General features: G+C 51.7%; 23 protein-coding genes and 1 tRNA gene. 16 read left to right on the forward strand and 8 right to left on the reverse strand.

Features of this window, described 5'->3' with window-relative positions:
• Nucleotides 1–118: 118 nt before the first annotated feature.
• Nucleotides 119–1939, reverse strand: a complete 1821-nt coding sequence (gene typA / locus Q4544_RS00005; RefSeq protein WP_303502982.1) for a translational GTPase TypA — start codon at nucleotides 1937–1939, stop codon at nucleotides 119–121.
• Between the two features lie 165 nt (nucleotides 1940–2104).
• Here typA and Q4544_RS00010 point away from each other — a divergent pair, with 165 nt between their 5' ends.
• Nucleotides 2105–2884, forward strand: coding sequence for a class II glutamine amidotransferase (locus Q4544_RS00010; protein ID WP_303502984.1), 780 nt, complete (start codon nucleotides 2105–2107; stop codon nucleotides 2882–2884).
• A 132-nt stretch (nucleotides 2885–3016) separates the two neighbouring features.
• Here the strand turns inward: Q4544_RS00010 and Q4544_RS00015 are convergent, their stop codons facing one another.
• From Q4544_RS00015 to Q4544_RS00025, 3 genes are read right to left on the reverse strand one after another with little or no spacing between them, the layout of a single operon-like run.
• Nucleotides 3017–4174, reverse strand: coding sequence for an HD family hydrolase (locus tag Q4544_RS00015; RefSeq protein WP_303502986.1), 1158 nt, complete (start codon nucleotides 4172–4174; stop codon nucleotides 3017–3019).
• Nucleotides 4171–4404, reverse strand: a complete 234-nt coding sequence (locus tag Q4544_RS00020) for a hypothetical protein (RefSeq protein ID WP_303502988.1) — start codon at nucleotides 4402–4404, stop codon at nucleotides 4171–4173. Before Q4544_RS00020 ends, Q4544_RS00015 begins: the two co-directional genes overlap by 4 nt.
• 18 nt (nucleotides 4405–4422) lie before the next feature.
• Nucleotides 4423–5076 carry an alpha/beta hydrolase gene (locus Q4544_RS00025; RefSeq protein ID WP_303502989.1) on the reverse strand — a complete coding sequence of 218 codons (654 nt, stop codon included), beginning with the start codon at nucleotides 5074–5076 and terminating at the stop codon, nucleotides 4423–4425.
• Nucleotides 5077–5244: 168 nt separating this feature from the next.
• Here Q4544_RS00025 and Q4544_RS00030 point away from each other — a divergent pair, with 168 nt between their 5' ends.
• The 11 genes from Q4544_RS00030 to Q4544_RS00080 all read left to right on the forward strand — a co-directional run bounded on the left by Q4544_RS00030 (nucleotide 5245) and on the right by Q4544_RS00080 (nucleotide 13793).
• Nucleotides 5245–5709 carry an Rrf2 family transcriptional regulator gene (locus Q4544_RS00030; RefSeq protein ID WP_303502990.1) on the forward strand — a complete coding sequence of 155 codons (465 nt, stop codon included), beginning with the start codon at nucleotides 5245–5247 and terminating at the stop codon, nucleotides 5707–5709.
• Nucleotides 5706–6749 carry a cysteine desulfurase family protein gene (locus tag Q4544_RS00035; protein ID WP_303502991.1) on the forward strand — a complete coding sequence of 348 codons (1044 nt, stop codon included), beginning with the start codon at nucleotides 5706–5708 and terminating at the stop codon, nucleotides 6747–6749. Before Q4544_RS00030 ends, Q4544_RS00035 begins: the two co-directional genes overlap by 4 nt.
• 14 nt (nucleotides 6750–6763) lie before the next feature.
• Nucleotides 6764–8287: a Fe-S cluster assembly protein SufB gene (gene sufB / locus Q4544_RS00040; RefSeq protein ID WP_303502992.1), complete on the forward strand. Its 1524-nt coding sequence runs from the start codon at nucleotides 6764–6766 to the stop codon at nucleotides 8285–8287.
• Between the two features lie 2 nt (nucleotides 8288–8289).
• Nucleotides 8290–8697: a hypothetical protein gene (locus Q4544_RS00045; protein ID WP_303502994.1), complete on the forward strand. Its 408-nt coding sequence runs from the start codon at nucleotides 8290–8292 to the stop codon at nucleotides 8695–8697.
• A 14-nt stretch (nucleotides 8698–8711) separates the two neighbouring features.
• Nucleotides 8712–9026, forward strand: a complete 315-nt coding sequence (locus Q4544_RS00050; protein WP_303502996.1) for a YbjQ family protein — start codon at nucleotides 8712–8714, stop codon at nucleotides 9024–9026.
• A 304-nt stretch (nucleotides 9027–9330) separates the two neighbouring features.
• Nucleotides 9331–10086, forward strand: a complete 756-nt coding sequence (gene sufC, locus Q4544_RS00055; protein ID WP_303502998.1) for a Fe-S cluster assembly ATPase SufC — start codon at nucleotides 9331–9333, stop codon at nucleotides 10084–10086.
• Entirely contained in the window at nucleotides 10086–11372 is a 1287-nt protein-coding gene (locus tag Q4544_RS00060; RefSeq protein WP_303503000.1) for a SufD family Fe-S cluster assembly protein, read from the forward strand. Before sufC ends, Q4544_RS00060 begins: the two co-directional genes overlap by 1 nt.
• The gene (locus tag Q4544_RS00065) at nucleotides 11372–11857 is read left to right on the forward strand and encodes a YIP1 family protein (protein WP_303503002.1); all 486 of its coding nucleotides are present in this window, start codon (nucleotides 11372–11374) and stop codon (nucleotides 11855–11857) included. Before Q4544_RS00060 ends, Q4544_RS00065 begins: the two co-directional genes overlap by 1 nt.
• Nucleotides 11857–12429, forward strand: a complete 573-nt coding sequence (locus Q4544_RS00070; RefSeq protein ID WP_303503004.1) for a YIP1 family protein — start codon at nucleotides 11857–11859, stop codon at nucleotides 12427–12429. The genes Q4544_RS00065 and Q4544_RS00070 overlap by 1 nt, the downstream gene beginning before the upstream one ends.
• Nucleotides 12430–12433: 4 nt before the next feature.
• Entirely contained in the window at nucleotides 12434–13654 is a 1221-nt protein-coding gene (locus tag Q4544_RS00075; protein WP_303503006.1) for a cysteine desulfurase, read from the forward strand.
• A gap of 62 nt (nucleotides 13655–13716) precedes the next feature.
• Nucleotides 13717–13793, forward strand: a tRNA-Arg gene (locus tag Q4544_RS00080).
• 118 nt (nucleotides 13794–13911) lie between these two features.
• Here the strand turns inward: Q4544_RS00080 and Q4544_RS00085 are convergent.
• The 3 genes from Q4544_RS00085 to Q4544_RS00095 all read right to left on the reverse strand — a co-directional run bounded on the left by Q4544_RS00085 (nucleotide 13912) and on the right by Q4544_RS00095 (nucleotide 16443).
• A complete protein-coding gene (locus tag Q4544_RS00085) occupies nucleotides 13912–14673 on the reverse strand; it encodes a hypothetical protein (RefSeq protein WP_303503007.1) in 762 nt (253 codons plus the stop codon).
• Complete coding sequence (locus Q4544_RS00090) at nucleotides 14670–15734, reverse strand: GSCFA domain-containing protein (RefSeq protein ID WP_303503008.1); 1065 nt, start codon at nucleotides 15732–15734, stop codon at nucleotides 14670–14672. The genes Q4544_RS00085 and Q4544_RS00090 overlap by 4 nt, the downstream gene beginning before the upstream one ends.
• Nucleotides 15735–15873: 139 nt before the next feature.
• Nucleotides 15874–16443, reverse strand: a complete 570-nt coding sequence (locus Q4544_RS00095; RefSeq protein WP_303503010.1) for a DUF882 domain-containing protein — start codon at nucleotides 16441–16443, stop codon at nucleotides 15874–15876.
• Nucleotides 16444–16760: 317 nt separating this feature from the next.
• Here Q4544_RS00095 and Q4544_RS00100 point away from each other — a divergent pair, with 317 nt between their 5' ends.
• The 4 genes from Q4544_RS00100 to Q4544_RS00115 are packed head-to-tail and all read left to right on the forward strand — an operon-like array spanning nucleotide 16761 to nucleotide 21033.
• A complete protein-coding gene (locus Q4544_RS00100; RefSeq protein WP_407063017.1) occupies nucleotides 16761–18368 on the forward strand; it encodes a murein L,D-transpeptidase in 1608 nt (535 codons plus the stop codon).
• Nucleotides 18369–18394: 26 nt separating this feature from the next.
• The gene (gene lpxD, locus Q4544_RS00105) at nucleotides 18395–19486 is read left to right on the forward strand and encodes a UDP-3-O-(3-hydroxymyristoyl)glucosamine N-acyltransferase (RefSeq protein WP_303503012.1); all 1092 of its coding nucleotides are present in this window, start codon (nucleotides 18395–18397) and stop codon (nucleotides 19484–19486) included.
• Between the two features lie 33 nt (nucleotides 19487–19519).
• The gene (locus tag Q4544_RS00110) at nucleotides 19520–19777 is read left to right on the forward strand and encodes an acyl carrier protein (RefSeq protein WP_303503014.1); all 258 of its coding nucleotides are present in this window, start codon (nucleotides 19520–19522) and stop codon (nucleotides 19775–19777) included.
• A 44-nt stretch (nucleotides 19778–19821) separates the two neighbouring features.
• The gene (locus Q4544_RS00115) at nucleotides 19822–21033 is read left to right on the forward strand and encodes a beta-ketoacyl synthase (protein ID WP_303503016.1); all 1212 of its coding nucleotides are present in this window, start codon (nucleotides 19822–19824) and stop codon (nucleotides 21031–21033) included.
• 82 nt (nucleotides 21034–21115) lie between these two features.
• Here the strand turns inward: Q4544_RS00115 and Q4544_RS00120 are convergent, their stop codons facing one another.
• A complete protein-coding gene (locus Q4544_RS00120; protein WP_303503018.1) occupies nucleotides 21116–21682 on the reverse strand; it encodes an invasion associated locus B family protein in 567 nt (188 codons plus the stop codon).
• Nucleotides 21683–21726 lie beyond the last annotated feature (44 nt).

Consider the following 21726-nt stretch of genomic DNA (forward strand, 5'->3'; position numbering starts at 1 on the left):
ACAACCCCACACCACACCACACCACCCCCAACAAACCCAACCACCCACCCCCCCCCCCCACCCCCCCCCCCCCCCCCCCCCCCCCCCCCCCCCCCCCCCCCCCCCCCCCCCGAAACCCTTACGCGAATGACTTCGCGTGACGCTTCCGCTCATGCGGGTCAAGGTAACGCTTACGTAAACGCACGTTGTTTGGTGTAACTTCAACCAATTCGTCGTCGTTGATATAGGCAATCGCCTCTTCCAATGACAAGGTGATCGGCGTTGTCAAACGAACTGCATCATCGGTACCTGACGCACGAACGTTGGTCAGTTTTTTACCTTTCAGCGGGTTCACTTCTAGATCGTTTTCACGAGAATGCTCACCAATGATCATGCCGGTGTACACATCAGCCTGCGCACCAATCATCATCTTGCCGCGCTCTTCCAGGTTCCACAGAGCGTAGGCAACAGACGTGCCGTTCTCCATTGAAATCAGAACACCTGCGCGGCGACCAGGGATAGATCCTTTGTAGGGGGCCCAACCATGGAAAACACGGTTCAGAACGCCGGTACCGCGTGTGTCAGTCAAGAACTCGCCGTGATAACCGATCAAGCCACGAGACGGCACATGCGCGATGATACGCGTTTTGCCAGCACCCGCTTGACGCATCTCAACCAGCTCACCCTTACGGGAACCTGTCAGCTTTTCGATAACCGCACCAGAGTACTCGTCATCAACGTCAATTGTTGCTTCTTCGATTGGCTCGATCTTCTGGCCATCTTCTTCGCGCATGATCACCTGCGGACGAGAGATCGACAATTCAAAGCCCTCACGACGCATGTTCTCAATCAGAACACCCATCTGAAGTTCGCCACGACCAGAAACCTCAAACGCTTCGCCACCCGGCGTATCAGCGATTTTAATCGCCACGTTGGATTCAGCTTCTTTCATCAAACGGTCACGAATAACCCGCGACTGAACTTTCTTACCATCGCGGCCAGCCAATGGGCTGTCGTTGATGCCGAAAGTCACTGTGATGGTTGGCGGATCAATCGGCTGCGCATCCAGCGGCTCTTCAACGGCCAAGGCACAGATTGTGTCCGCAACAGTCGCCTTAGACATGCCCGCGATAGACACAATGTCACCCGCTTGCGCTTCGTCGATGTCCTGCTCGCTCAAACCACGGAACGCTTGAATACGTGTCACGCGGAATTGCTCGATCTTTTGGCCAATACGAGAAAGCGCTTGCACGGTTGCGCCCACTTTCAGCGTACCGGATTCAACACGACCAGTGAGCAAACGGCCCACAAACGGGTCAGAACCCAAAGTGGTGGCCAGCATGCGGAAATCATCGCCTTGCTGCTTGATCTGCTTAGGCTCAGGAACATGGTTCACAATCAGCTTGAACAACGCGTCCAGGTCTTTGCGTGGGCCATCCAGCTCATTGTCGCACCAGCCGTTACGGCCAGAGGCATACATATGTGGGAAGTCCAGCTGATCCTCAGTCGCATCCAGTGACGCAAACAAGTCAAAGCATTCGTCCAATGCGCGATCAGGCTCAGCGTCTTGTTTGTCGACTTTGTTCAAAACAACAATCGGACGCAGACCCAGCGCAAGCGCCTTAGAGGTCACGAACTTGGTCTGTGGCATTGGGCCTTCGGCCGCGTCAACCAACAGCACAACACCGTCAACCATAGACAGAATACGCTCAACTTCGCCACCAAAGTCGGCGTGGCCCGGCGTATCAACGATATTGATACGTGTGCCTTTCCACTCAACGCTGGTTGGCTTCGCGAAAATGGTAATACCACGTTCACGTTCTAGGTCGTTGCTGTCCATGGCACGCTCGGCCACGTCCTGGTTTGCCCGGAAGGCACCAGATTGTTTCAGTAGCTCGTCAACCAGTGTAGTTTTACCGTGGTCAACGTGCGCGATAATCGCGATATTGCGAAGGTCCATTGCCCTGCCTCATGTCTGTTCACGCGCGCCGTAACGCGACTAGCCGGAAAACACCAGCGGAAACTGCGTTCTGTGCGAAAGTGCCCTCGAAGATGTGCGATCCTTGCGATAGACGCGCCATCCTCACAAAGAATAATATTCCTCAAAGAGCAGGAGTTTTAGAATATGTGCCGTTGGGCCGCTTATATCGGTGCGCCGATATTTTTAGAAGACATCATTACATTGCCCGGACATTCATTGGTTGCCCAAAGCATAGAGGCCGATGAATGCAAAACCACAACAAATGCCGATGGCTTTGGCGTGGCCTGGTATAACGAACGCCCAGAGCCCGGTTTGTTCCGCGATGTCTATCCAGCATGGAGCGATCCAAACCTGCGCAGCGTCGCGCATCAAGTACGGGCAGGGGTGTTCCTCAGCCATGTGCGTGCCTCAACAGGATCCTGCATCAGCCGCAACAATTGCCATCCCTTCGCTGCGCGCAATTGGACGTTCATGCACAACGGACAAGTTGGCGGGTTTGAACAGGTTCGCAAAGCCGCGGATATGGCCATTCCCGACGACTACTATGGTTTCCGCCGCGGCAGTACAGATTCCGAAGTGTTGTTTCTGCTCGCGCTCGGTTACGGATTAGAAAACGACCCCTGTGGCGCGATGGAAAAGGCCGTGGGAGAGCTGGTAACTCTAAGCCGCCGAACCGGCGTCACGCCCCATATGCGGCTCTCTGCGGCGATCAGCGACGGCACAACTTTGTATGCATATCGTTACAGCAGCGACTCGATTGCGCCCTCTGTTTACTACCGGCACAGCAATTCGCGAAATGGATGGGCCGTGGTCTCCGAACCTCTGGAGCGTAACGAAGAGGGCTGGCAAAGTTTGGCGCCGGGAAAAATGTTGGCTCTGACCGGTGACAGCGCCGTTGTGACCGATTTCGTACCAGACTGTTAAACGCCAAAAAGGAATCGTACGTTTCAGCCCGTGAAACGTACGAATTTCCACATTTTCTCATTGATAATGGACCGGTCAGAATACGCGCAACAGGTGCGAATGACCCAGTTTGAACAGAATAGCATTCACGTATTAGACGCGTTCACTGAACCAACTACGAATGCGTGCCTGCAGGTATCCCCAAAGTGCAGGCGCGCCTTTTTCAACCTTCCAACCAACACGATCCTCAAGCTGTTCGCGCGACACGTTGTATTCAATCCAACTGCCGCCACCGGTTTCCAAATTGGCTATCACCGGCTGCACACGATCAACAGACTTGGCAAAGACCGCATCATCGCTGTCCGCCGCTTCAAACTCTTCCCAAAGCGCACGTAAATCAGTGCGCTGTCCCGCCGGCAGCAATCCGAAAATGCGATCAGCCGCAGCTTGCTCAACCGCTTCCATCTCTGCTGGATCATGATCACCGTGGATCGGATTATCACCGGCGTCAATTTCCACAAGATCATGAATCAAAAGCATTTTCACGACGCGCTCAATGTCAATCTTGCGGCTAGAATGCTCTGCCAAAATCAACGCGTACATCGCAATATGCCACGAATGCTCGCCTGAATTCTCACGCCGAGACGCATCACACAATGTGGTCGCGCGGTAGACGGTCTTTAGCTTATCGACCTCTGTTAAAAACGCGTGTCGCGCGGCAAATTCTTCCGGCTGAACCGTCGTATTCCATCCCAATTTATGTGTCGCAAAGGCATAAGCCTCGGGGAATTCACCCTTCAAAACAGAGGCGCGCCCAGTGCTCAAATTATCTTTGACCACCTGAAAATGTTCAGCAGGTGCCGCGTCACACGCCATGGTCATAAAGATGGGCTGGCACCAATCCAAACACTTCGCAAACCGCGCAGTCGCAGTCTCCGCTGCTTCGAACTCACTCCAAACATCCAGCAAAGCTGCTGATTGCTCTTCCGGCAACAAAGAAAAGAGACGCTGCGCCGCTATTAACTCTTTCGCAGCGACATCACTCCAATTCGTGGCGACATCAATCGGATGATCCCCAACATCAATTTCAACGATGTCATGCAGCAAAAGCATTTTGATGGCGAGGAATACATCAACATTATCAGAGGCATAAGGTGCCAAGATCAGTGCATAGACCGCAAGGTGCCAGCTATGCTCAGCAGAATTTTCCGGCCGCGATCCATCTGTCACCAGTGTCGAACGATCTACGGATTTTAACTTATCAATTTCGGTAAGAAAGGCGAGCTGCTGTTCTAACTGCGCATCGCTCATTTATTTTCCGCAGCCTTAATGGCGTCATTCACCTTTGATTCAAGCATTTTACGTGCCCGTTTCTCGGCGTCGTAAACACGAACCGCTGTTACAAACGCTTCGTGCAATGTTGATGAAGATGCATCAAGAACTTTGGCAATATCCTGAATAAGATTCAGATCGTTGGTTTCGGCTTGCACCTCCAACACATCCCGCGCCAGTTTTTCACCAAGGTTCTCGACGTAACTCATATCTCGTAACTCTTTGTTTTACCGTGATGTTTCAGTCAGGCGGCGTTTCACATAGCTTGAAACATCACCAATCATCGTATCCATATGCGGCTCTTCAAAGAAATGGCCCGCACCTTCAATTTGATTGTGCGTAATGGTGATGCCTTTTTGTTCGTGCAACTTGTTCACCAAAGCCGTCGTATCAGACGGCGGTGCAACACGATCAGACGTACCATTGATAACTAGACCAGATGACGGGCAGGGCGCCAAGAAGCTAAAGTCATACATGTTTGCAGGCGGAGAAACACTAATGAAACCAGTGATTTCCGGGCGACGCATCAACAGCTGCATGCCTATCCACGCCCCAAAACTAAAGCCAGCAACCCAGCAATGTTTTGAGTTTGTGTTCATAGATTGCAAGTAATCCAACGCGCTTGCCGCATCAGAAAGCTCGCCAACACCTTGGTCATATTCACCTTGGCTTCGGCCAACGCCGCGGAAGTTAAACCGCAGAACAGTAAAGCCCATATTATAAAAAGCGTAGTGCAGGTTGTAGACAACCTTGTTGTTCATCGTCCCGCCAAACTGCGGATGCGGATGCAAAACAATGGCAATTGGTGCGTCACGGTCTTTTTGTGGGTGGTAGCGGCCTTCGAGGCGGCCTTCGGGTCCTGGAAAAATGACCTCGGGCATATGTGTCCCTGCTCCTACATTTAGATGAAAGCAATTTCTTGACGATTTTGCTTGGTCACCTTAGAACGGTTCTAATAAATATGATTGGACGAATGGTCCAACAGCGCTGTTAGCGATCTAAGCATTGTAGCGTCTCAGGTCAATCAATTCGCGAAAGGGGCGAAGGTTATGAAACTATCGACCAAAGGCCGGTATGCGGTTGTAGCCCTTGCGGATATTGCCTTGCAACCCGTTGAAAAGCTTGTGACTTTATCAGAAGTATCTGAGCGGCAGGACATATCACTGGCTTATCTAGAACAGCTTTTTGTCAAACTGCGGCGTGCAGAATTGGTTGAATCTGTTCGCGGTCCGGGTGGTGGCTACCGTTTGGCGCGATCACCGGCAGAGATTCGCGTGCTCGATATTCTGTCAGCCGTCGATGAAACCGTTTCCGCATTACACACAGGTGCTGGAGCATCTGGTGCACAATGTGGCTCGCGCGCACAATCTATGGCCAACCGCTTGTGGGAAGGCCTGTCCGCCCACGTATACGTATATTTACATCAAACACGCCTATCAGACGTCATCGAGAACGGCCTAGCACCATGTCCGGCTGTACCCTCGCTCTTCTCGGTTGTAGATGACTGCGCATGAGAACCTACTTGGATCATAACGCAACGACGCCACTACGCGCCGAGGCACGCGATGCAATGATTGCCGCAATGGATATTGCCGGTAATCCATCGTCTGTTCACGCAGAGGGGCGTGCGGCAAAGTCGTTGTTGGAAAAGTCACGCCAAACCATTGCCACAGCTCTAGGTGCAGACGGCGCTGATGTGATCTTTACATCAAGCGCGACAGAGGCTGCCGCACTCGCGTTAGAAGGCAAAGGCATTGTTGGTTCAGAAGTTGAACATGACGCCGTAAGATCTTGGATTAAAACGAGTTTAGCAACAGACGAAAACGGCATTGTCCGTATCGATTCACCAGAAACGTCGACGGTTCAATTCGCCAACTCCGAGACGGGCGTTATTCAACCTGATTTGCCTCAAGGGCTTGCTGTCTCCGACGTAACACAGGCCTTTGGCAAGCTGCCTATATCGTTCAACTGGATCGGTGCAGAAATGGCGCTTGTCTCGGCCCACAAACTGGGCGGGCCAAAGGGGATTGGCGCGTTGGTTGTAAAACGCGGCACAGACGTAAAAGCGCGCCTAATAGGCGGCGGTCAGGAAATGGGCCGACGCGCAGGGACAGAAAATGTCATTGGCGCTGCAGGTTTTGCTGCAGCTGCTCAGGCGGCATTGCACGATTTAGAATCCGGTGTCTGGCAAGAGGTTGCTCGTTTACGCGATCTTTTCGAAGAAATTGTTCTAGATCGCGCACCAGATGCAATCATCGCTGGTAAATCAGTGACCCGGCTACCAAATACATCCTGTGTCGCGACACCTGGATGGAAGGGCGAAACACAGGTCATGCAGATGGATTTGGCAGGCTACGCCATCTCTGCAGGATCCGCGTGTTCTTCTGGAAAAGTTAAAAACAGCGCCGTTTTAACGGCCATGGGATACGACGCGCAAACCGCGTCAAGTGCAATACGGGTCAGCCTTGGCCCAGATACGAGCGAACAGGACATATTGGGTTTTGCCGATAAGTGGTTGACCCAAAGGAATAAATTCCGCGCCCGCGCGGCGTGAATAAGGAGACGCAGATGACCACTATGGAACATACAGACGTCAAGGAAGGCGTCGATCAGGAAACGGTCGACGCAGTCCGCGAAGTTGGTGGCAAATACAAATACGGTTGGGAAACCGACATTGAGATGGAATATGCCCCAAAAGGGCTGAACGAAGATATCGTTCGTCTCATCTCTGAGAAAAACGAAGAACCAGAGTGGATGACCGAATGGCGCCTTGAGGCGTACAAACGTTGGTTGACCAAGGAAGAGCCTGATTGGGCAATGGTCGATTATCCAGAGATCGACTTCCAAGACCAGTATTACTATGCGCGTCCGAAATCTATGGAAGTGAAGCCAAAGTCTTTGGACGAGGTGGACCCTAAGCTTCTGGATACATACAAGAAACTTGGTATTCCACTGAAAGAGCAAATGATCTTGGCGGGCGTCGAAGGTGCCGAAGACATGCCAGCAGAAGGCCGCAAAGTCGCGGTTGATGCGGTGTTTGACTCTGTTTCTGTTGGGACAACATTCCAAGCAGAGCTGAAAAAAGCTGGCGTAATCTTCTGCTCAATCTCAGAAGCGATCAAAGATCACCCTGAACTGGTCAAAAAATACCTTGGCACAGTTGTTCCAGTGTCTGACAACTACTACGCGACGTTGAACAGCGCTGTGTTCTCAGATGGTTCGTTTGTTTACATCCCACCGGGCGTTCGTTGCCCGATGGAACTGTCCACCTATTTCCGCATCAACGCGGAAAACACAGGCCAGTTCGAACGTACATTAATCATCGCGGATAAAGGCAGCTATGTCAGCTACTTAGAGGGCTGTACTGCGCCACAACGTGATACATCACAGCTACACGCAGCCGTCGTTGAGATCATCATCGAAGAAGACGCCGAAGTGAAATACTCCACCGTTCAAAACTGGTACCCCGGTGATGAAAACGGCAAGGGTGGTATCTACAACTTCGTCACCAAACGTGCGGATTGTCGCGGTGATCGTGCCAAGGTGATGTGGACACAGGTTGAAACTGGTTCTGCCGTGACTTGGAAATACCCATCCTGCATTTTGCGTGGTGATGACAGCCAAGGCGAATTCTACTCAATCGCGATTGCCAACAACCACCAGCAGGCCGACACTGGCACAAAGATGATCCACTTGGGCAAAAACACCAAGTCGCGCATCGTGTCCAAAGGTATCTCTGCAGGTGTGGCGCAAAACACCTATCGTGGTCTGGTGTCTATGCACCCGAAAGCAAAGAACTCTCGGAACTACACACAGTGCGATAGTTTGCTGATTGGCGATAAATGTGGGGCGCATACCGTTCCGTATATCGAGGTGAAGAACAACAGCAGCCGCGTAGAACACGAAGCGACAACATCCAAAGTGGATGACGAGCAAATGTTCTATTGCCGCCAGCGTGGTATGGACGAGGAAGAAGCCGTAGCCTTGATCGTGAACGGTTTCGCCAAAGAAGTGCTACAAGCATTGCCGATGGAATTCGCAATGGAAGCGCAACAGTTGGTTGCGATTTCTCTTGAAGGTTCAGTAGGTTAATCATGTCTCAATCGGATTTCAGCCGCCGCCTTGCATTGCATGACGCGAAACAACAATCTGCGGGGTCAAAGCAGAGTAGCGGGCTGAATTCCGATTCATTGGCGTGGATAACCAACACCATCTTAGCGCCACTAAGCGGTGTACTTGGACTGTTTTCGAGCTTTACCACACATTATACGATGGTGAATTTCGACTTTTTAAAGTCGGAACTCATCAACCAACCAAGCTTTGTATTGACCGTGTTCATCGCAGCTGCATTCAGCGTTTTGTTGATCGCAGTATTTGGTGCATTGGCCGCTATCATGATGTTCGACTTCAAAAAAGGTCGGCTTCAAAATGTTCTGGTGCCTGCGTTTTTCATTGGCTTGGTCATTAACAGCTTAGCGCTAAGCGGCGCAGCTTTAGGGTAAATGGGAGATTGTAGATGATCATCACAACAACCAACTCTGTCGAAGGCCGCAAGGTCGTTGATTATAAGGGCATCGTCGTTGGCGAAGCCATTATGGGCGCCAATGTTGTGCGCGATGTATTTGCATCAATCACAGACATCGTGGGTGGCCGCTCTGGCGCATATGAAAGCAAGCTGCAGGATGCCCGCGACACGGCCTTGCGCGAGCTTGAAGAACGCGCCGTTGCAAAAGGGGCAAACGCCGTGATTGGTGTGGACCTTGATTACGAAGTGGTTGGCCAGTCAATGTTGATGGTTTCTGCATCAGGAACAGCGGTGGTTTTGGATTGATGTGGCAGAGAGCATTTTCCGCGGCTTGCACAACGGGCGTTTTCTGCGCCGGGTTTGCATTTACGATCAGCCAGGTCGCGCCAATGCTTTCGAATACACAAGTTTTGCTGACCAGTTTCGTCAGTGGTTTCCTTGGATCGCTCGTCGCGTGGATGATCCTAGGCAGATCAAAGGACGAATAACACGCAAGAATTTAGATTGGTCCGCCTAACCGCTGACCAGAAACAGAATGATCTGCTCACGCTTAGCTAAGCGTTTTGAGCATAACGAAACAAAGATACGTAGGAATACGAAGGAATTAATGATGTTGGAAATCAAAGGCCTAAAGGTCAAACTTGAAGACGAAGACAAGCAAATTCTTAAAGGCGTCGATCTGAAAGTCGAAGCTGGCAAAGTACACGCCATCATGGGCCCGAACGGTTCTGGTAAATCCACACTGTCTTACGTTCTGTCCGGTCGTGACGGATACGAAGTGACAGAAGGGTCCGCGACTCTCGAAGGCGAAGATCTGCTAGATCTCGAAGCAGAAGAGCGCGCCGCACTTGGCCTGTTCCTAGCGTTCCAATACCCGGTTGAAATTCCTGGCGTTGGCAACATGACGTTCCTTCGCACTGCAGTGAATGCACAGCGCAAGGCACGTGGCGAAGATGAAATGTCAGCGGCAGACTTCTTGAAAGTTATTCGCGCCAAAGCGAAGACACTCAAGATCGACGCAGACATGCTGAAGCGCCCAGTCAACGTTGGTTTCTCTGGTGGTGAGAAAAAGCGTAACGAAATCCTACAGATGGCAATGCTTGAGCCAAAGATGTGCATCTTGGATGAAACAGATTCCGGTCTGGACGTTGATGCGATGAAACTGGTGTCCGAAGGCGTAAACGCGCTACGTAGCGAAGGTCGTGGCTTTCTTGTGATCACGCACTATCAGCGTTTGCTGGACCACATCAAACCAGACGTTGTGCACATCATGGCAAACGGCCGTATCGTTAAGACAGGCGGCCCAGAGCTGGCGCTTGAAGTAGAGCAAAACGGTTACGCCGACATTCTGGCGGAGGCCGTATAATGAGCCTTCTACAAGCAAAACAAGAGGCGACCGCCGCCCAGCTGAGCGGCACTACCGTTCCGGCTGGGGCAGGGTGGATCACCTCGCTGCGCGAGGACGCTTTGGCGCGTGTTCGCCAGATGGGATTACCAACGCGTCGCGACGAATATTGGAAATATACGCGCCCAGAAACTCTGGTTGAAGCAGCTGTTAAACCAGCAGCTCCGTTTAAGCATGACGAAGCACCGCTGTTTGACGAAATCAACCGTTTGAAAATTGTCTTTGTCGACGGTGTGTTTGATGCGGATGCATCAGACGATCTGCCCGGTGAAAATCTAACGATTGAACGCCTTGCAGACGTTGCACAAGCGGACATTCATTGGGCCAAAGACATCTATGGTGCTTTGGAAACCAAAGGCCAAACACCTGTAGATCGCCCATTGGCGGCCTATAACACAGCAATGGCAACCGATGGTGTTGTTATTCGCGTAACGGGTGAAGTATCGCGTCCTATCAACTTGATTTACAAACATGAATCTGATGTTTCTGACGTTGTATTGCATCATGTTGTAAAGGTCGAAGAAGGCGGAAAAGTCACTTTGCTTGAAAACGGTCCAGCAGCGGCGCGTTTCAACAATGTGCTTGAAGTAGAGATCGCAGACAAAGCAGAATTCCACCACGTCCGGGCACAAGGCCGTGACCATGAGCGCCGCGCAGCGACGCATATGTTCACACGGCTTGGCACCGAAAGCGTCTTCAAATCCTTCACACTGACAGTGAATGGCGTTCTGACACGCAATGACTGTGTGATCGAACTGACAGGCGACGATGCGATTGCGCATGTTGCAGGTGCTTGTGTGGGTGATGGCGATTTCCATCACGATGACACAGTGTTCATCACGCATGATGCTGTGGCTTGCGAAAGCCGGCAGGTTTTCAAAAAGGTGCTACGCAATGGCGCGACTGGTGTTTTCCAAGGGAAGATCCTTGTAAAAGCCGGCGCTCAGAAAACCGATGGTTATCAGATCAGCCAATCGCTTTTGCTAGATGGCGACAGCCAGTTCTTGGCAAAGCCAGAGCTTGAAATCTATGCGGACGATGTTGCGTGTTCACACGGTTCGACCTCTGGCGCGATTGATGAAGAGGGATTGTTCTATCTTCGTGCGCGTGGCGTTCCAAAGGACATCGCAACTGATTTGCTGACCTTGGCCTTTTTGGCCGAAGCGGTTGATGAGATCGAAGATGCTGATCTTGCTGGCGAAATCCTTGGTCGCCTCGAAGGTTGGCTGGAGCGTCGTCGCGGCTAATGTCGATCATTCTTGACATAGTGGCCACGTATCGTGGTCCTCGCAAAGTCTTCGCGCGGCGCCTTCCAGGTGGTCCGCGTGAAGATCGTGCGCTTGCAATTCTCATGGCGGCTTGCGTTGTGATCTTTGTCGCGCAATGGCCAAAACTGTCGCGTGAGGCACATATTCTACAACAAGAACTGAACCCACTATTGGGCGCTCAGTTGCTGTTGTGGGTTTTTATCATGCCTTTGTTTTTCTACATTCTTAGCATTCTTGCTCAGGGCGTTATGAAACTGTTGTCACGTCCCATTACAGGATACGCCAGCCGCGTTGCGCTGTTTTGGTCTTTGCTGGCAACGACACCAATCGTGTTGTTTCGCGGTTTGGTTGGCGGTTTTGTCGGGCAGGGCGGTGCCTATGACGTGGTCGGTCTGATCGGGTTCACCTGCTTTTTCTGGTTCTGGTACGCAGGGCTTGCAACTGCGCAAAAAGAGGCTGCCTAATGCAATGGCTTAAACCCTTGTTTCTGGACACAATCTATCGTCCAGCAGACGCAGCACAAACCATTCTAAACCTTCGGCTTTCGCTGTCAGAAAGCGGATTGGCGTTGGCGGCCGCATGTTGCTTAAACGCATTTGCGTTTTTCATGATGCTGATCGTCTTCCCGCCAGTACAAGCGTTGCCATTCACCAATCTGATCAGCCCGATTTCAATGGCAGTTATGCTTTTTGTGATCATGGGTGGATCGGCGCTTGTATTGTACTGGTCCGGCCAAGCGCTAAAGGGTGTCGCAGAATTTAGCGACATACTTAGCATGATCGCTTGGCTGCAGTTCATGCGGTTTGCACTGCAAGTTGCGGGTTTTGTCTTGTCGATCTTCCTACCTGGTTTAGCCAATTTAGTGATGATGCTCGCCGGCCTTTACGGTGTTTGGATCTTGCTTAACTTTTTGAATGTGGCGCAAGGGTTCGCGTCTTTGGGACGATCAGCCATGACGCTGGCCCTGTCCTTCGTTGGCCTGACGGTCGTTCTCTCAATCCTGCTCTCGCTGGTCGGCGTGGCTTCACTCGGATAATCTCATGTACGACGTTCAATCCATCCGCAAAGACTTTCCAATCCTGGCACGCGAAGTGAATGGTAAGCCACTAACCTATCTGGACAATGGCGCCTCGGCGCAGAAGCCACAGGTTGTGATTGACGCCATTACGCAGGCCTATTCAATGGAATATGCCAATGTTCATCGCGGTTTGCATTTCTTGTCCAACCTCGCGACGGACAAATACGAAGCTGTGCGTGGCACGGTTGCGCGGTTCCTTGGCGCGGCGGATGAGAATGAGATCGTGCTGAATTCCGGCACCACCGAAGGCATCAATCTGGTCGCCTATGGTTGGGCGATGCCGCGACTTGAGGCGGGCGATGAGATCATCCTGTCGGTTATGGAGCATCACGCAAACATCGTGCCTTGGCATTTTCTGCGGGAACGCCAAGGTGTTGTTCTAAAGTGGGTTGATGTTGCGGCAGACGGCAGTTTGGATCCGCAAGCGGTGATTGATGCGATTGGGCCAAAGACGAAGTTGATCGCAATTACCCAATGTTCCAACGTTTTAGGCACGATGGTTGATGTGAAGACCATTTGTGCCGAAGCGCATGAACGTGGTGTTCCTGTGATGGTTGATGGATCACAAGGGTCTGTGCATGCGCCGGTGAATGTGCAGGACATTGATTGTGATTTCTATGCGATCACTGGTCACAAGCTGTATGGTCCGTCGGGTTCCGGTGCGATTTACGTCAAAAAAGAGCGCATGGCAGAGATGCAGCCATTTATTGGCGGCGGGGATATGATCAAAGAGGTCACGAAAGACGGCGTGATCTACAATGATCCTCCGATGATGTTCGAAGCAGGGACACCCGGAATCGTGCAAACGATTGGGATGGGTGTTGGTCTGGAATACCTGATGAATTTGGGTATGGAGAACGTCGCAGCCCATGAGGCGAGCCTGCGCGATTATGCGAATGCCAAGTTTAAGGGACTGAATTGGTTGAACATTCAAGGCAATGCACCGGGTAAGGCCGCGATCTTTAGCATGACCTTAGACGGTGCGGCGCATGCGCATGATATTTCCACCATTCTGGACAAACGCGGCGTTGCGGTTCGGGCCGGGCATCACTGTGCTGGGCCTTTGATGGAGCATATGGGGGTAAGCGCGACGTGCCGGGCATCTTTTGGTTTGTATAATACAACCGAGGAAGTTGACGTTCTGGTTGATGCGCTAGAATTGGCACATGAGCTTTTGGCGTAAACCGAACAATCGGAGATTTTCTCGCTTGCGAGGAAATTTCCGCAAGGTATAACGACACTTAAGCACCCGTAGCTCAGCTGGATAGAGCGCTGCCCTCCGAAGGCAGAGGCCAGAGGTTCGAATCCTCTCGGGTGCGCCATTTCTCTTAAATTTACGGCTAGGTTTCGCGGCGAAACGCGTTGCTTTGATAGCGTACGCTACGTTCATTGTGGAAATTCGTACGTTTCACGTGCTGAAACGTACGATTCCCGAAACGCTTAGATGTCCCAGTTTTGCCAGCACTGAACGCCGTATTGGCTGTTCATATGGAAAACATCATTTTCGCGATGTGGTTTGTCGAGGCCTTCGCGGAAGAGAACGGAGCCACGGGAGAACTCTGATTTTGTCATGATGCCTTGGGCGATGGTTTCGGGCGGTTGATGTAAAATCTGGAAACCCTCGGTGCTGAGACGATCGCTCACTAAGCGCATCTGATTCACCACGTACTCTTGGTCGTTGTTTTCTAGAATTGGCCCGATCTGCGCTGCGCGCCATTCAATATCAAAAAGGTTCTCAGCAAAGAAGGCCTGCCAGACCAAATACACAGGTGCATCGGTGATACGACGGACGAGGCGGGCACAATGCATCATCATGGAATGATCAATGTGGTCCCAAAGCAGGTCCTGTAAACAGGTGTCGCTGACAAAGTGGTCAGGATTTGAATGATGCGCGTCGGGGGTGCCAAAACCACCGTAGTTGTTAAAGATGGGGGACAAGTTCATGCCCATTCCACAAAGCAAAAACGCATCGTAGTCGTGCGGATCAGCGCCGTTTTCTTTGCCAGAGATATTACAGAAGAATTCAGCGGCTTCGGCATCCTGTGGGATGATCTTACCGTCAATGAACGCAAGACTGGCCATGCCTTTGGATAATGCGCCAAAGAAATCGGGTGTGAATTTGTCATGGGCGCCGCCGTCGGCCCAACCGCCTTTGAGGGCTGCGATATGTGAATTGCCGAGAACACAAATTTTGCGGGTCATTTGGAGAATACCTCTAGAAAGGCTTCTTCGCAGATCAGGTCATCTGTGCTTGGTTTGGGTGCTTGTTTTGCAGCCTTTGGTTTTGGACCGTCCTGTTTGACGGGGTTTGGATCATGCTGCGCGAGGAAGGTGCGCATGGCTGTTTCCACACCGGTATCCGTGACACTGCGTTGATTTGCTTGAAAAAACACGCCGCGTGTTTGTGGTGCGGTGATGATTTCATAGGACGGGAAGTAGTCCACATCGCGATGCGTTTGGAATAATTCGCCGGCAACTGCGCGCAGCACTGATTTTGAATAGGTCGAGGCCGCAAGCACGTGTTGGCCAGACATGGTTGCCGTCAACGGAACGGGCGACACGGAAACGATATAGCGCAGTTTCTTTTCGCGCTCGCGTTTGAGCAGGCGTTTGAATTTCACAAAAGCCTGAAGCGTTTCGGAATGCGTGAAGTTTTTGAATTCGTACAAGTCTGGATCAAAGGTGCCGGCGATTGTACCGGGCGCCGTTGGAAAGACAGTTTGGCTTTCGCGGTGCACCCAAGCCTCTGTCAGGCCAAAGGTGAACACGAACACATCCATATCCAGCAGCATCTGGCGCACATGTTTCAAATGAGTTTGCCGTGCGCGCAGAACGTCATCGGGGGTAGGGAAGCCGTTAGGCTCTACGTTTGGCCGTTGGGAATCAAAATAACGGCCCTCTTTTTCCCAAACGGGATCTGACGGAGTGATTTGGCCAAAGGCTTCGCGGGCGAGTTGAAGTAACTGGGCCGCGGTGTAGATATTACCGAAGCGGCAGCTATAGGTGCCGAACTGGTACTTTTGCGCTAGCTTGGCGCTCATCCCGCGCGGGGCAGGTTCATAGTTGAGCACTTTGAATTTGCGCTGTTTCAGATGGCGCGCGATGTGCTGGGCAAAGCAACTGCCGGCGGTCGCAATGGTTTGACTACGCGCGATGCGGAATTTGCGTTTGTAGAGGTTTTGAATATCGAGCGGGTTTTGTTCGGCCACGCCGCTGCGCCAAAATCCTTGGTCGGGCACGTCTTTATAGGGTGAATTACTCATAACGGGTACTTTGCTGCTCGGAATACGGCTTTTTGCCGCTTATTGGGAAAAGCTTACCGATAGAATTTTCAATTAGAAAGCATCAGGCACAAAAAAAGGCGCTGTGTTGCGCCTAAATTTGATTAATCGTTTGATTAGGTTATCGGCCCCATGTCCGAACCGGTCCGCAATCTACGTGGACAAAGTTGGAACCAGAGTAGCGACCCACACCGCCAGAACGGCAGGCTGTTGCAGCTTTTGCCAACTGTCCAACCGAGCGCGTTTTCAGGCGAAGATCAGTGGCTTGGCCTTTCATGTGCAAAGAGTTCTTTGCCACACCGCGCGAGCGGCTGCGCAACATGTTGTTGGTTTGTGGGCTACGGTAGCCTGACAGCAACATATAAGGTTCGTCGATATTCAGCAGGTTATGAGACGCTGCCAAAATGTCGATTGTGCGTGTGTCGATTTGTTTTACGCCATTCGTGCGCCAATCGCGCATGAAGTGATTGATTTCGCTGACTGCTTCTTTGATGTAGTCGCCTTCGATCCAATAAATTGTATCGATGTTTTCCCCGGTCCGTCCGGAGAACATACGCAGGCGGCGAATGTCGCCAGCGCCGCGCAAAAAGCCAGCTGCATTGGAGAATGTTGGTGCTGCTAGTACAGCGGTTGCAGCGAATGCACCTAAGATGCCACGCCGCGAAATGCTCGAAGAGCTCTCGGTCGTCATAGTCTCGCGCCTGTCCCGTCGCTTTTCCTGCCCCACATTGTTATGTGGTATCGGTATGTTATCCCCAGATGTGATGGTTTTATTGCACAGGATGATTCTATGACCAAGCGAAGATTTATAATCGAACGATAGATCAAGGGTTTTGGGCGAAAACCTGCTTAAATCGTTTCGATTGTTTTAAGATCGGCTTAAACGATGCGGAGTTGCATCACTTAGTGGTTCATATACCAGATGAGCAAAACGTGAATGGACTTCACCACGCTATATATGAGAAAAAATACGGCACCCAATTAATTGGTCGAATAGGGGTTAACTTCATGGTGGGTATTCCAGGACTGTCGAAAAAAATCGCAGTGATGTGGATGGTTATTGTCGCAACATTTGGTGGTGCGACTTTAGCTCAGGCACAAGTTACGGCGTTTAAGCAAGCTGTGGCAGAAGCTGCTGCGCGCGATAAAGATGTCGCAAACTTTTACAAATCTACAGCTTATGCACCTGTCTGGACTGGCAAAGGCAACAAATTTCGGGACCGCCGAAAAGCGCTTTTTGGGGCGCTGGATTCAGCCGCTGATCATGGGCTTTCTGAGGCGCGTTACGACATTGAGAATCTGAAAGCATCGCTGAAAGCTGCCAAGAGTTCGCGGGATCTGGGAAAGATCGAAGTTGCGTTGTCCAAGACCTTTTTGACCTATGCGCGCGACGTTCAGACCGGAATGTTGAAGCCGTCGAAGATCGATTCTGGAATCGTTCGGAAGGTTCCGTATCGTGATCGGGTGCAGTATCTGACGAACTTCTCTAAAAGCTCGCCATCTCGGTTTTTGAAATCTCTTGCGCCAGAGACGCCTGAATATGCGCGCCTGATGAAAGAGAAGATGAATCTTGAGAAACTGCTGGCCAAAGGTGGTTTCGGTGAAAAGGTTGCATCAAAGAAGCTAGAACCGGGCAGCACAGGACCAGCCGTGGCGCAATTGCGCAATCGTTTGATCCGTATGAAATTCCTGAAACGCAGCGCGACCAAGACCTATGACTCATCTATCCAAAAAGCGGTTCAGCAGTTCCAGTTGGCGCATGGCCTAAACCCGGATGGGGTGGCTGGTGCGGGTACGATCAAAGAGATCAACCAACCTGCTGAGGCGCGGCTTCAATCTGTTATTGTTTCAATGGAACGTGAGCGTTGGACCAATATGCCACGCGGTAAGCGCCATGTTTGGGTGAACCTGACGGATTTCTCCGCTGTCATTATGGACAATGGCAAAGAAACCTTCCGCACGCGTTCTGTCATTGGCAAGAACGTCAGCGATCGGGTGAGCCCAGAGTTTTCTGACGTAATGGAACATCTGGTCATCAACCCAACGTGGAACGTTCCACGCTCTATCGCGACCAAAGAATATCTGCCGATGCTGAAGAAGAACCGGAATGCGGTTAGCCATCTGCGGCTGGTTGATTCACGTGGGCGCACGGTGAACCGTGGCAACGTGGACTTTTCACAGTACACAAAGGCGAGCTTTCCGTTCAACATCAAGCAACCACCAAGCAAGACCAATGCTTTGGGTTTGGTGAAGTTCATGTTCCCAAACCGGCACAATATCTATCTGCACGATACGCCGGCAAAGAACCTGTTCTCTCGCGAAGTGCGCGCCTATAGCCATGGCTGCATCCGCTTGGCTGATCCGTTTGATTTTGCCTATGAGCTGCTTTCAAAGCAGGAAAGCAATCCTAAAGGGTTCTTCCACGCTAAGTTGGATTCTGGTCGTGAAACAACTGTGCCACTAAAACAGCATGTTCCAGTTCACATCGTTTACCGGACCGCATTCACCAAAGCCAAAGGTCACATGCAGTATCGCCGTGATGTTTACGGTCGTGACGCAAAGATCTGGCGTGCCTTGGCAAAGCAAGGGGTGGCCTTGCGAGCGGTTCGCGGATAAACAATCCCCGACGTTTAGGGGATAAAATGGCACATTCAGTACGTGACATAGCTACGGCTCTGGGGGCGCAAGCCTTCGGAGCCATTGATATTTTGGTTGATCGTGTGGCAGAACCGGCCGAGGCGCGATCCTGCGATATTGCACTGGCGCTTAATCCAAAATTTGCAGGCGGTCTGTCTGACGGCAAAGCCCGTGTCGCGGTTATGTGGGACGGCGCTGATTGGGAAAGCTTTGGACTTGAGGCGGCGATTACAGTGCCACGTCCACGCTATGCCATGTCTGGTTTGACGCAGATGTTTGATCTGGGCCACGGCACGGCTGTTGGCATTCACCCAAGTGCGGTTGTGCATCCTGATGCGACATTGGGAGAGAACGTGTCGATTGGGGCTTTGACGGTAATCGAGGCGGGAGCCGTTATTGGCGACAATTCTGTAGTTGGGCCGCAGTGCTTTATTGGTGTTGATGCGCGGCTTGGCGCAAATGCGATGCTGCATAACCATGTAAGCTTAATGGCGCGGGTCGTGGTGGGTGACAACTTTTGGTGCCAATCCGGTGCGCGGATTGGGGGCGATGGGTTTTCGTTTGTAACCTCTGAAAAGAGCCATGTTGAAGCGGCCCGGGAAAGCCTAGGCAAGACTGTGCAACAAGACAGCCAAAGCTGGTCACGTATTCATAGCGTTGGATCTGTGACCATCGGTGACGACGTGGAAATCGGTGCGAATTCGACGGTTGACCGTGGCACGATCCGCGACACTCGTATTGGTAACGGTACAAAGATTGATAACCTTGTGCAGGTTGGTCACAACGCCCAAGTTGGGAACAACTGTTTGTTGTGCGCGCAATCTGGTGTCGCAGGATCTACACAAATCGGGAATAATGTTGTGCTGGGCGGTCAGACCGGCGTTGGGGATAACCTGACGATTGGCGACAATGTTATTACCGGTGGCGGAACAACTGTACTATCTAGTGTACCGAAAGGTCGTGCGATGTTGGGATCGCCTGCGATGAAGATGGATGCGCAGATTGAGACCTATAAAGGCCTAAGACGGCTACCAAGGTTGTTTAAAGATGTGGCAGCTTTGAAGAAAGCTGTTTCAAAGTTGACTACGAATGACTAAATCTCTGCACAAGTCTGACAAAAGGATACGAACATGAGCGTCAAAGACAAGGTGATCGAGATCATTGCTGAGCAAGCAGTGCTAGAAACCTCTGACGTCACGATGGAAAGCACACTTGAGGATCTGGGTATTGATAGCCTGGGTTTGGTGGAAAGCATCTTTGCAATCGAAGAGGCGTTTGACATCACAGTGCCATTTAATGCGAATGAACCATCGGAGAGCGACTTTGACATCTCCTCCGTCGCGACAATCGTAGCTGGCATTGATAAATTGGTGGCAGAGCAGGCATAAGCCTGCTCGGGTCACATCCTAAGTTTACCTGAAAGTAGAACATCATGAAGCGTGTCGTCATTACCGGAGCCGGGACGATCAATGCCCTTGGCCACAACGTGCAAGACACATGGGACGCCATGAAAGAAGGGCGTAGTGGCATTGGACCGCTGGAGTTTCGTGATGTGGAACGTCTGTCTATCCGAATTGGGGGGCAGGTGCATGGGTTTGAGACCGAAGGGCTGTTCAACCGTCAGCAAATGGCACTGTATGATCGTTTTACGCAGTTTGCTTTGCAGGCTGCACGGCAGGCGGTTGCGCAATCCGGATTAGAATTTAGCGGTGAGTTGGCAGCGAAATCTGGCGTGATCCTTGGAACCTCTGGTGGTGGGATGCAGACGCTGGATGAGAACTACCGCACGGTTTACGAAGATGGCAAAAACCGCGTGCATCCGTTTGTTGTGCCAAAACTGATGAACAACGCGGCCGCTAGCCATGTGTCTATGGAATTTAACCTAAAAGGCCCGTCATTTACGGTGGCAACGGCCTGTGCCAGTTCCAACCATGCGATGAGCCAAGCGTTTCAGATGGTTCGCTCTGGCATGGCGCCGGTTATGGTGTCGGGCGGATCGGAAAGCATGTTGTGCTTTGGCGGAGTAAAGGCCTGGGAAGGTCTGCGCGTGATGTCCAAAGATGGCTGCCGTCCGTTTTCGGCCAATCGTAACGGTATGGTGCAGGGCGAGGGCGCTGGGGTGTTCGTGTTTGAAGAATACGAACATGCAAAGGCGCGCGGTGCTGAAATTCTGGCAGAGGTCGCGGGTTTTGCCATGAGCTCTGACGCGAGTGATATTGTGATGCCGTCCAAACAGGGTGCTGCGCGCGCGATTAAAGGCGCATTGACGGATGGGCAGATCAACCCAGAAGACGTGGGCTATATCAACGCACATGGCACCGGCACAGCAGCGAACGACAAAACGGAATGCGCGGCGGTTGCGGATGTGTTTGGCATTCATGCAGATCGCTTGATGATCAGCTCGACCAAGTCGATGCATGGGCATTTGATTGGCGGTACTGGCGCAGTGGAACTGTTGGCCTGCATCATGGCGCTACGTGAGGGCGTGATTGCCCCAACCATTAACTACGAAGAGCCTGACCCAGAGTGCGCGTTGGACGTTGTGCCAAACGAAGCACGTGAGGCCAAAGTGGACGTTGTATTGTCAAACGCATTTGCCTTTGGTGGGTTGAATGCGGTGATTGCGCTTAAGAAAGCGGCGTAACCCTTTATTACTATGTCTCTTAAACAAATCAGGCTTCCCAGAAATGGGAAGCCTGTTTGCGTTTTAGGATTATGTCGGTGGGTTACTTTTTCCCAGACATTGTGTCGAAAGCTTTGGTGAAGCCGGTCAGAGACATCTTAAGTCTAACTTGTTTGTCAGGGGCCCCCGCTGGAACGATGGTCACGTTCGCCTCGTTGCCCTTTTTATAGGCTGCCACGTCTTCTTTTGTCAGACCCACGCGCGCCACACAGCCTGCTGGCATGCAGAAGGCAAAAGGATAGCGTTTGGCCAGCGCATCATCGATGGCGATGGTCATTTGCGATGTCAGAAGCGTTTGCAATGGAGCCATGATGGAACCACCTGCAAAAACTTGCTCTGAAGCAGGAACTGGGAAGAAGTTCACCTCGATCACTGGTGTTTCAGAGGAATCAAGCAGCAGTTGCGTCATTTGGCAATTTTCGCCTTCTGCCAAGATTTGGCAGTTTACGGTCCAATCACCAATGGTTTCGCTGCGCACCTCGGGTGCCGGATTTTTTAGATCTTCGCCAGTGGAAAGCCCAGGATCGGCTGTGGTGGCCTCTTGTGCGATGACAGGTGTGGCAGCGGCGAATGCTGCGGCTAGGACGATTTTTTGTATATTTTTGAGCATATTGCCCCCAAAAATGTGACTGCTTTCAGATCGCATATCATGTT

Origin of the sequence: Cognatishimia sp. 1_MG-2023 (assembly GCF_030548175.1) — a bacterium.
In the GTDB taxonomy this organism is placed as follows: Bacteria; Pseudomonadota; Alphaproteobacteria; order Rhodobacterales; family Rhodobacteraceae; genus Cognatishimia.

Excerpts from the sequence above, each read along its gene's own strand:
- Q4544_RS00050 (WP_303502996.1), top strand. The coding sequence starts at position 8,712 with ATGATCATCACAACAACCAACTCTGTCGAAGGCCGCAAGGTCGTTGAT.
- Q4544_RS00075 (WP_303503006.1), top strand. The coding sequence starts at position 12,434 with ATGTACGACGTTCAATCCATCCGCAAAGACTTTCCAATCCTGGCACGC.
- Q4544_RS00095 (WP_303503010.1), bottom strand. The coding sequence starts at position 16,443 with ATGACGACCGAGAGCTCTTCGAGCATTTCGCGGCGTGGCATCTTAGGT.
- Q4544_RS00110 (WP_303503014.1), top strand. The coding sequence starts at position 19,520 with ATGAGCGTCAAAGACAAGGTGATCGAGATCATTGCTGAGCAAGCAGTG.
- Q4544_RS00115 (WP_303503016.1), top strand. The coding sequence starts at position 19,822 with ATGAAGCGTGTCGTCATTACCGGAGCCGGGACGATCAATGCCCTTGGC.
- Q4544_RS00070 (WP_303503004.1), top strand. The coding sequence starts at position 11,857 with ATGCAATGGCTTAAACCCTTGTTTCTGGACACAATCTATCGTCCAGCA.
- Q4544_RS00020 (WP_303502988.1), bottom strand. The coding sequence starts at position 4,404 with ATGAGTTACGTCGAGAACCTTGGTGAAAAACTGGCGCGGGATGTGTTG.
- Q4544_RS00015 (WP_303502986.1), bottom strand. The coding sequence starts at position 4,174 with ATGAGCGATGCGCAGTTAGAACAGCAGCTCGCCTTTCTTACCGAAATT.
- Q4544_RS00030 (WP_303502990.1), top strand. The coding sequence starts at position 5,245 with ATGAAACTATCGACCAAAGGCCGGTATGCGGTTGTAGCCCTTGCGGAT.
- Q4544_RS00090 (WP_303503008.1), bottom strand. The coding sequence starts at position 15,734 with ATGAGTAATTCACCCTATAAAGACGTGCCCGACCAAGGATTTTGGCGC.
- Q4544_RS00100 (WP_407063017.1), top strand. The coding sequence starts at position 16,761 with ATGGTGGGTATTCCAGGACTGTCGAAAAAAATCGCAGTGATGTGGATG.
- Q4544_RS00010 (WP_303502984.1), top strand. The coding sequence starts at position 2,105 with ATGTGCCGTTGGGCCGCTTATATCGGTGCGCCGATATTTTTAGAAGAC.
- Q4544_RS00120 (WP_303503018.1), bottom strand. The coding sequence starts at position 21,682 with ATGCTCAAAAATATACAAAAAATCGTCCTAGCCGCAGCATTCGCCGCT.
- Q4544_RS00060 (WP_303503000.1), top strand. The coding sequence starts at position 10,086 with ATGAGCCTTCTACAAGCAAAACAAGAGGCGACCGCCGCCCAGCTGAGC.
- lpxD (WP_303503012.1), top strand. The coding sequence starts at position 18,395 with ATGGCACATTCAGTACGTGACATAGCTACGGCTCTGGGGGCGCAAGCC.
- Q4544_RS00025 (WP_303502989.1), bottom strand. The coding sequence starts at position 5,076 with ATGCCCGAGGTCATTTTTCCAGGACCCGAAGGCCGCCTCGAAGGCCGC.
- Q4544_RS00045 (WP_303502994.1), top strand. The coding sequence starts at position 8,290 with ATGTCTCAATCGGATTTCAGCCGCCGCCTTGCATTGCATGACGCGAAA.
- Q4544_RS00085 (WP_303503007.1), bottom strand. The coding sequence starts at position 14,673 with ATGACCCGCAAAATTTGTGTTCTCGGCAATTCACATATCGCAGCCCTC.
- sufB (WP_303502992.1), top strand. The coding sequence starts at position 6,764 with ATGACCACTATGGAACATACAGACGTCAAGGAAGGCGTCGATCAGGAA.
- Q4544_RS00035 (WP_303502991.1), top strand. The coding sequence starts at position 5,706 with ATGAGAACCTACTTGGATCATAACGCAACGACGCCACTACGCGCCGAG.
- Q4544_RS00065 (WP_303503002.1), top strand. The coding sequence starts at position 11,372 with ATGTCGATCATTCTTGACATAGTGGCCACGTATCGTGGTCCTCGCAAA.
- sufC (WP_303502998.1), top strand. The coding sequence starts at position 9,331 with ATGTTGGAAATCAAAGGCCTAAAGGTCAAACTTGAAGACGAAGACAAG.
- typA (WP_303502982.1), bottom strand. The coding sequence starts at position 1,939 with ATGGACCTTCGCAATATCGCGATTATCGCGCACGTTGACCACGGTAAA.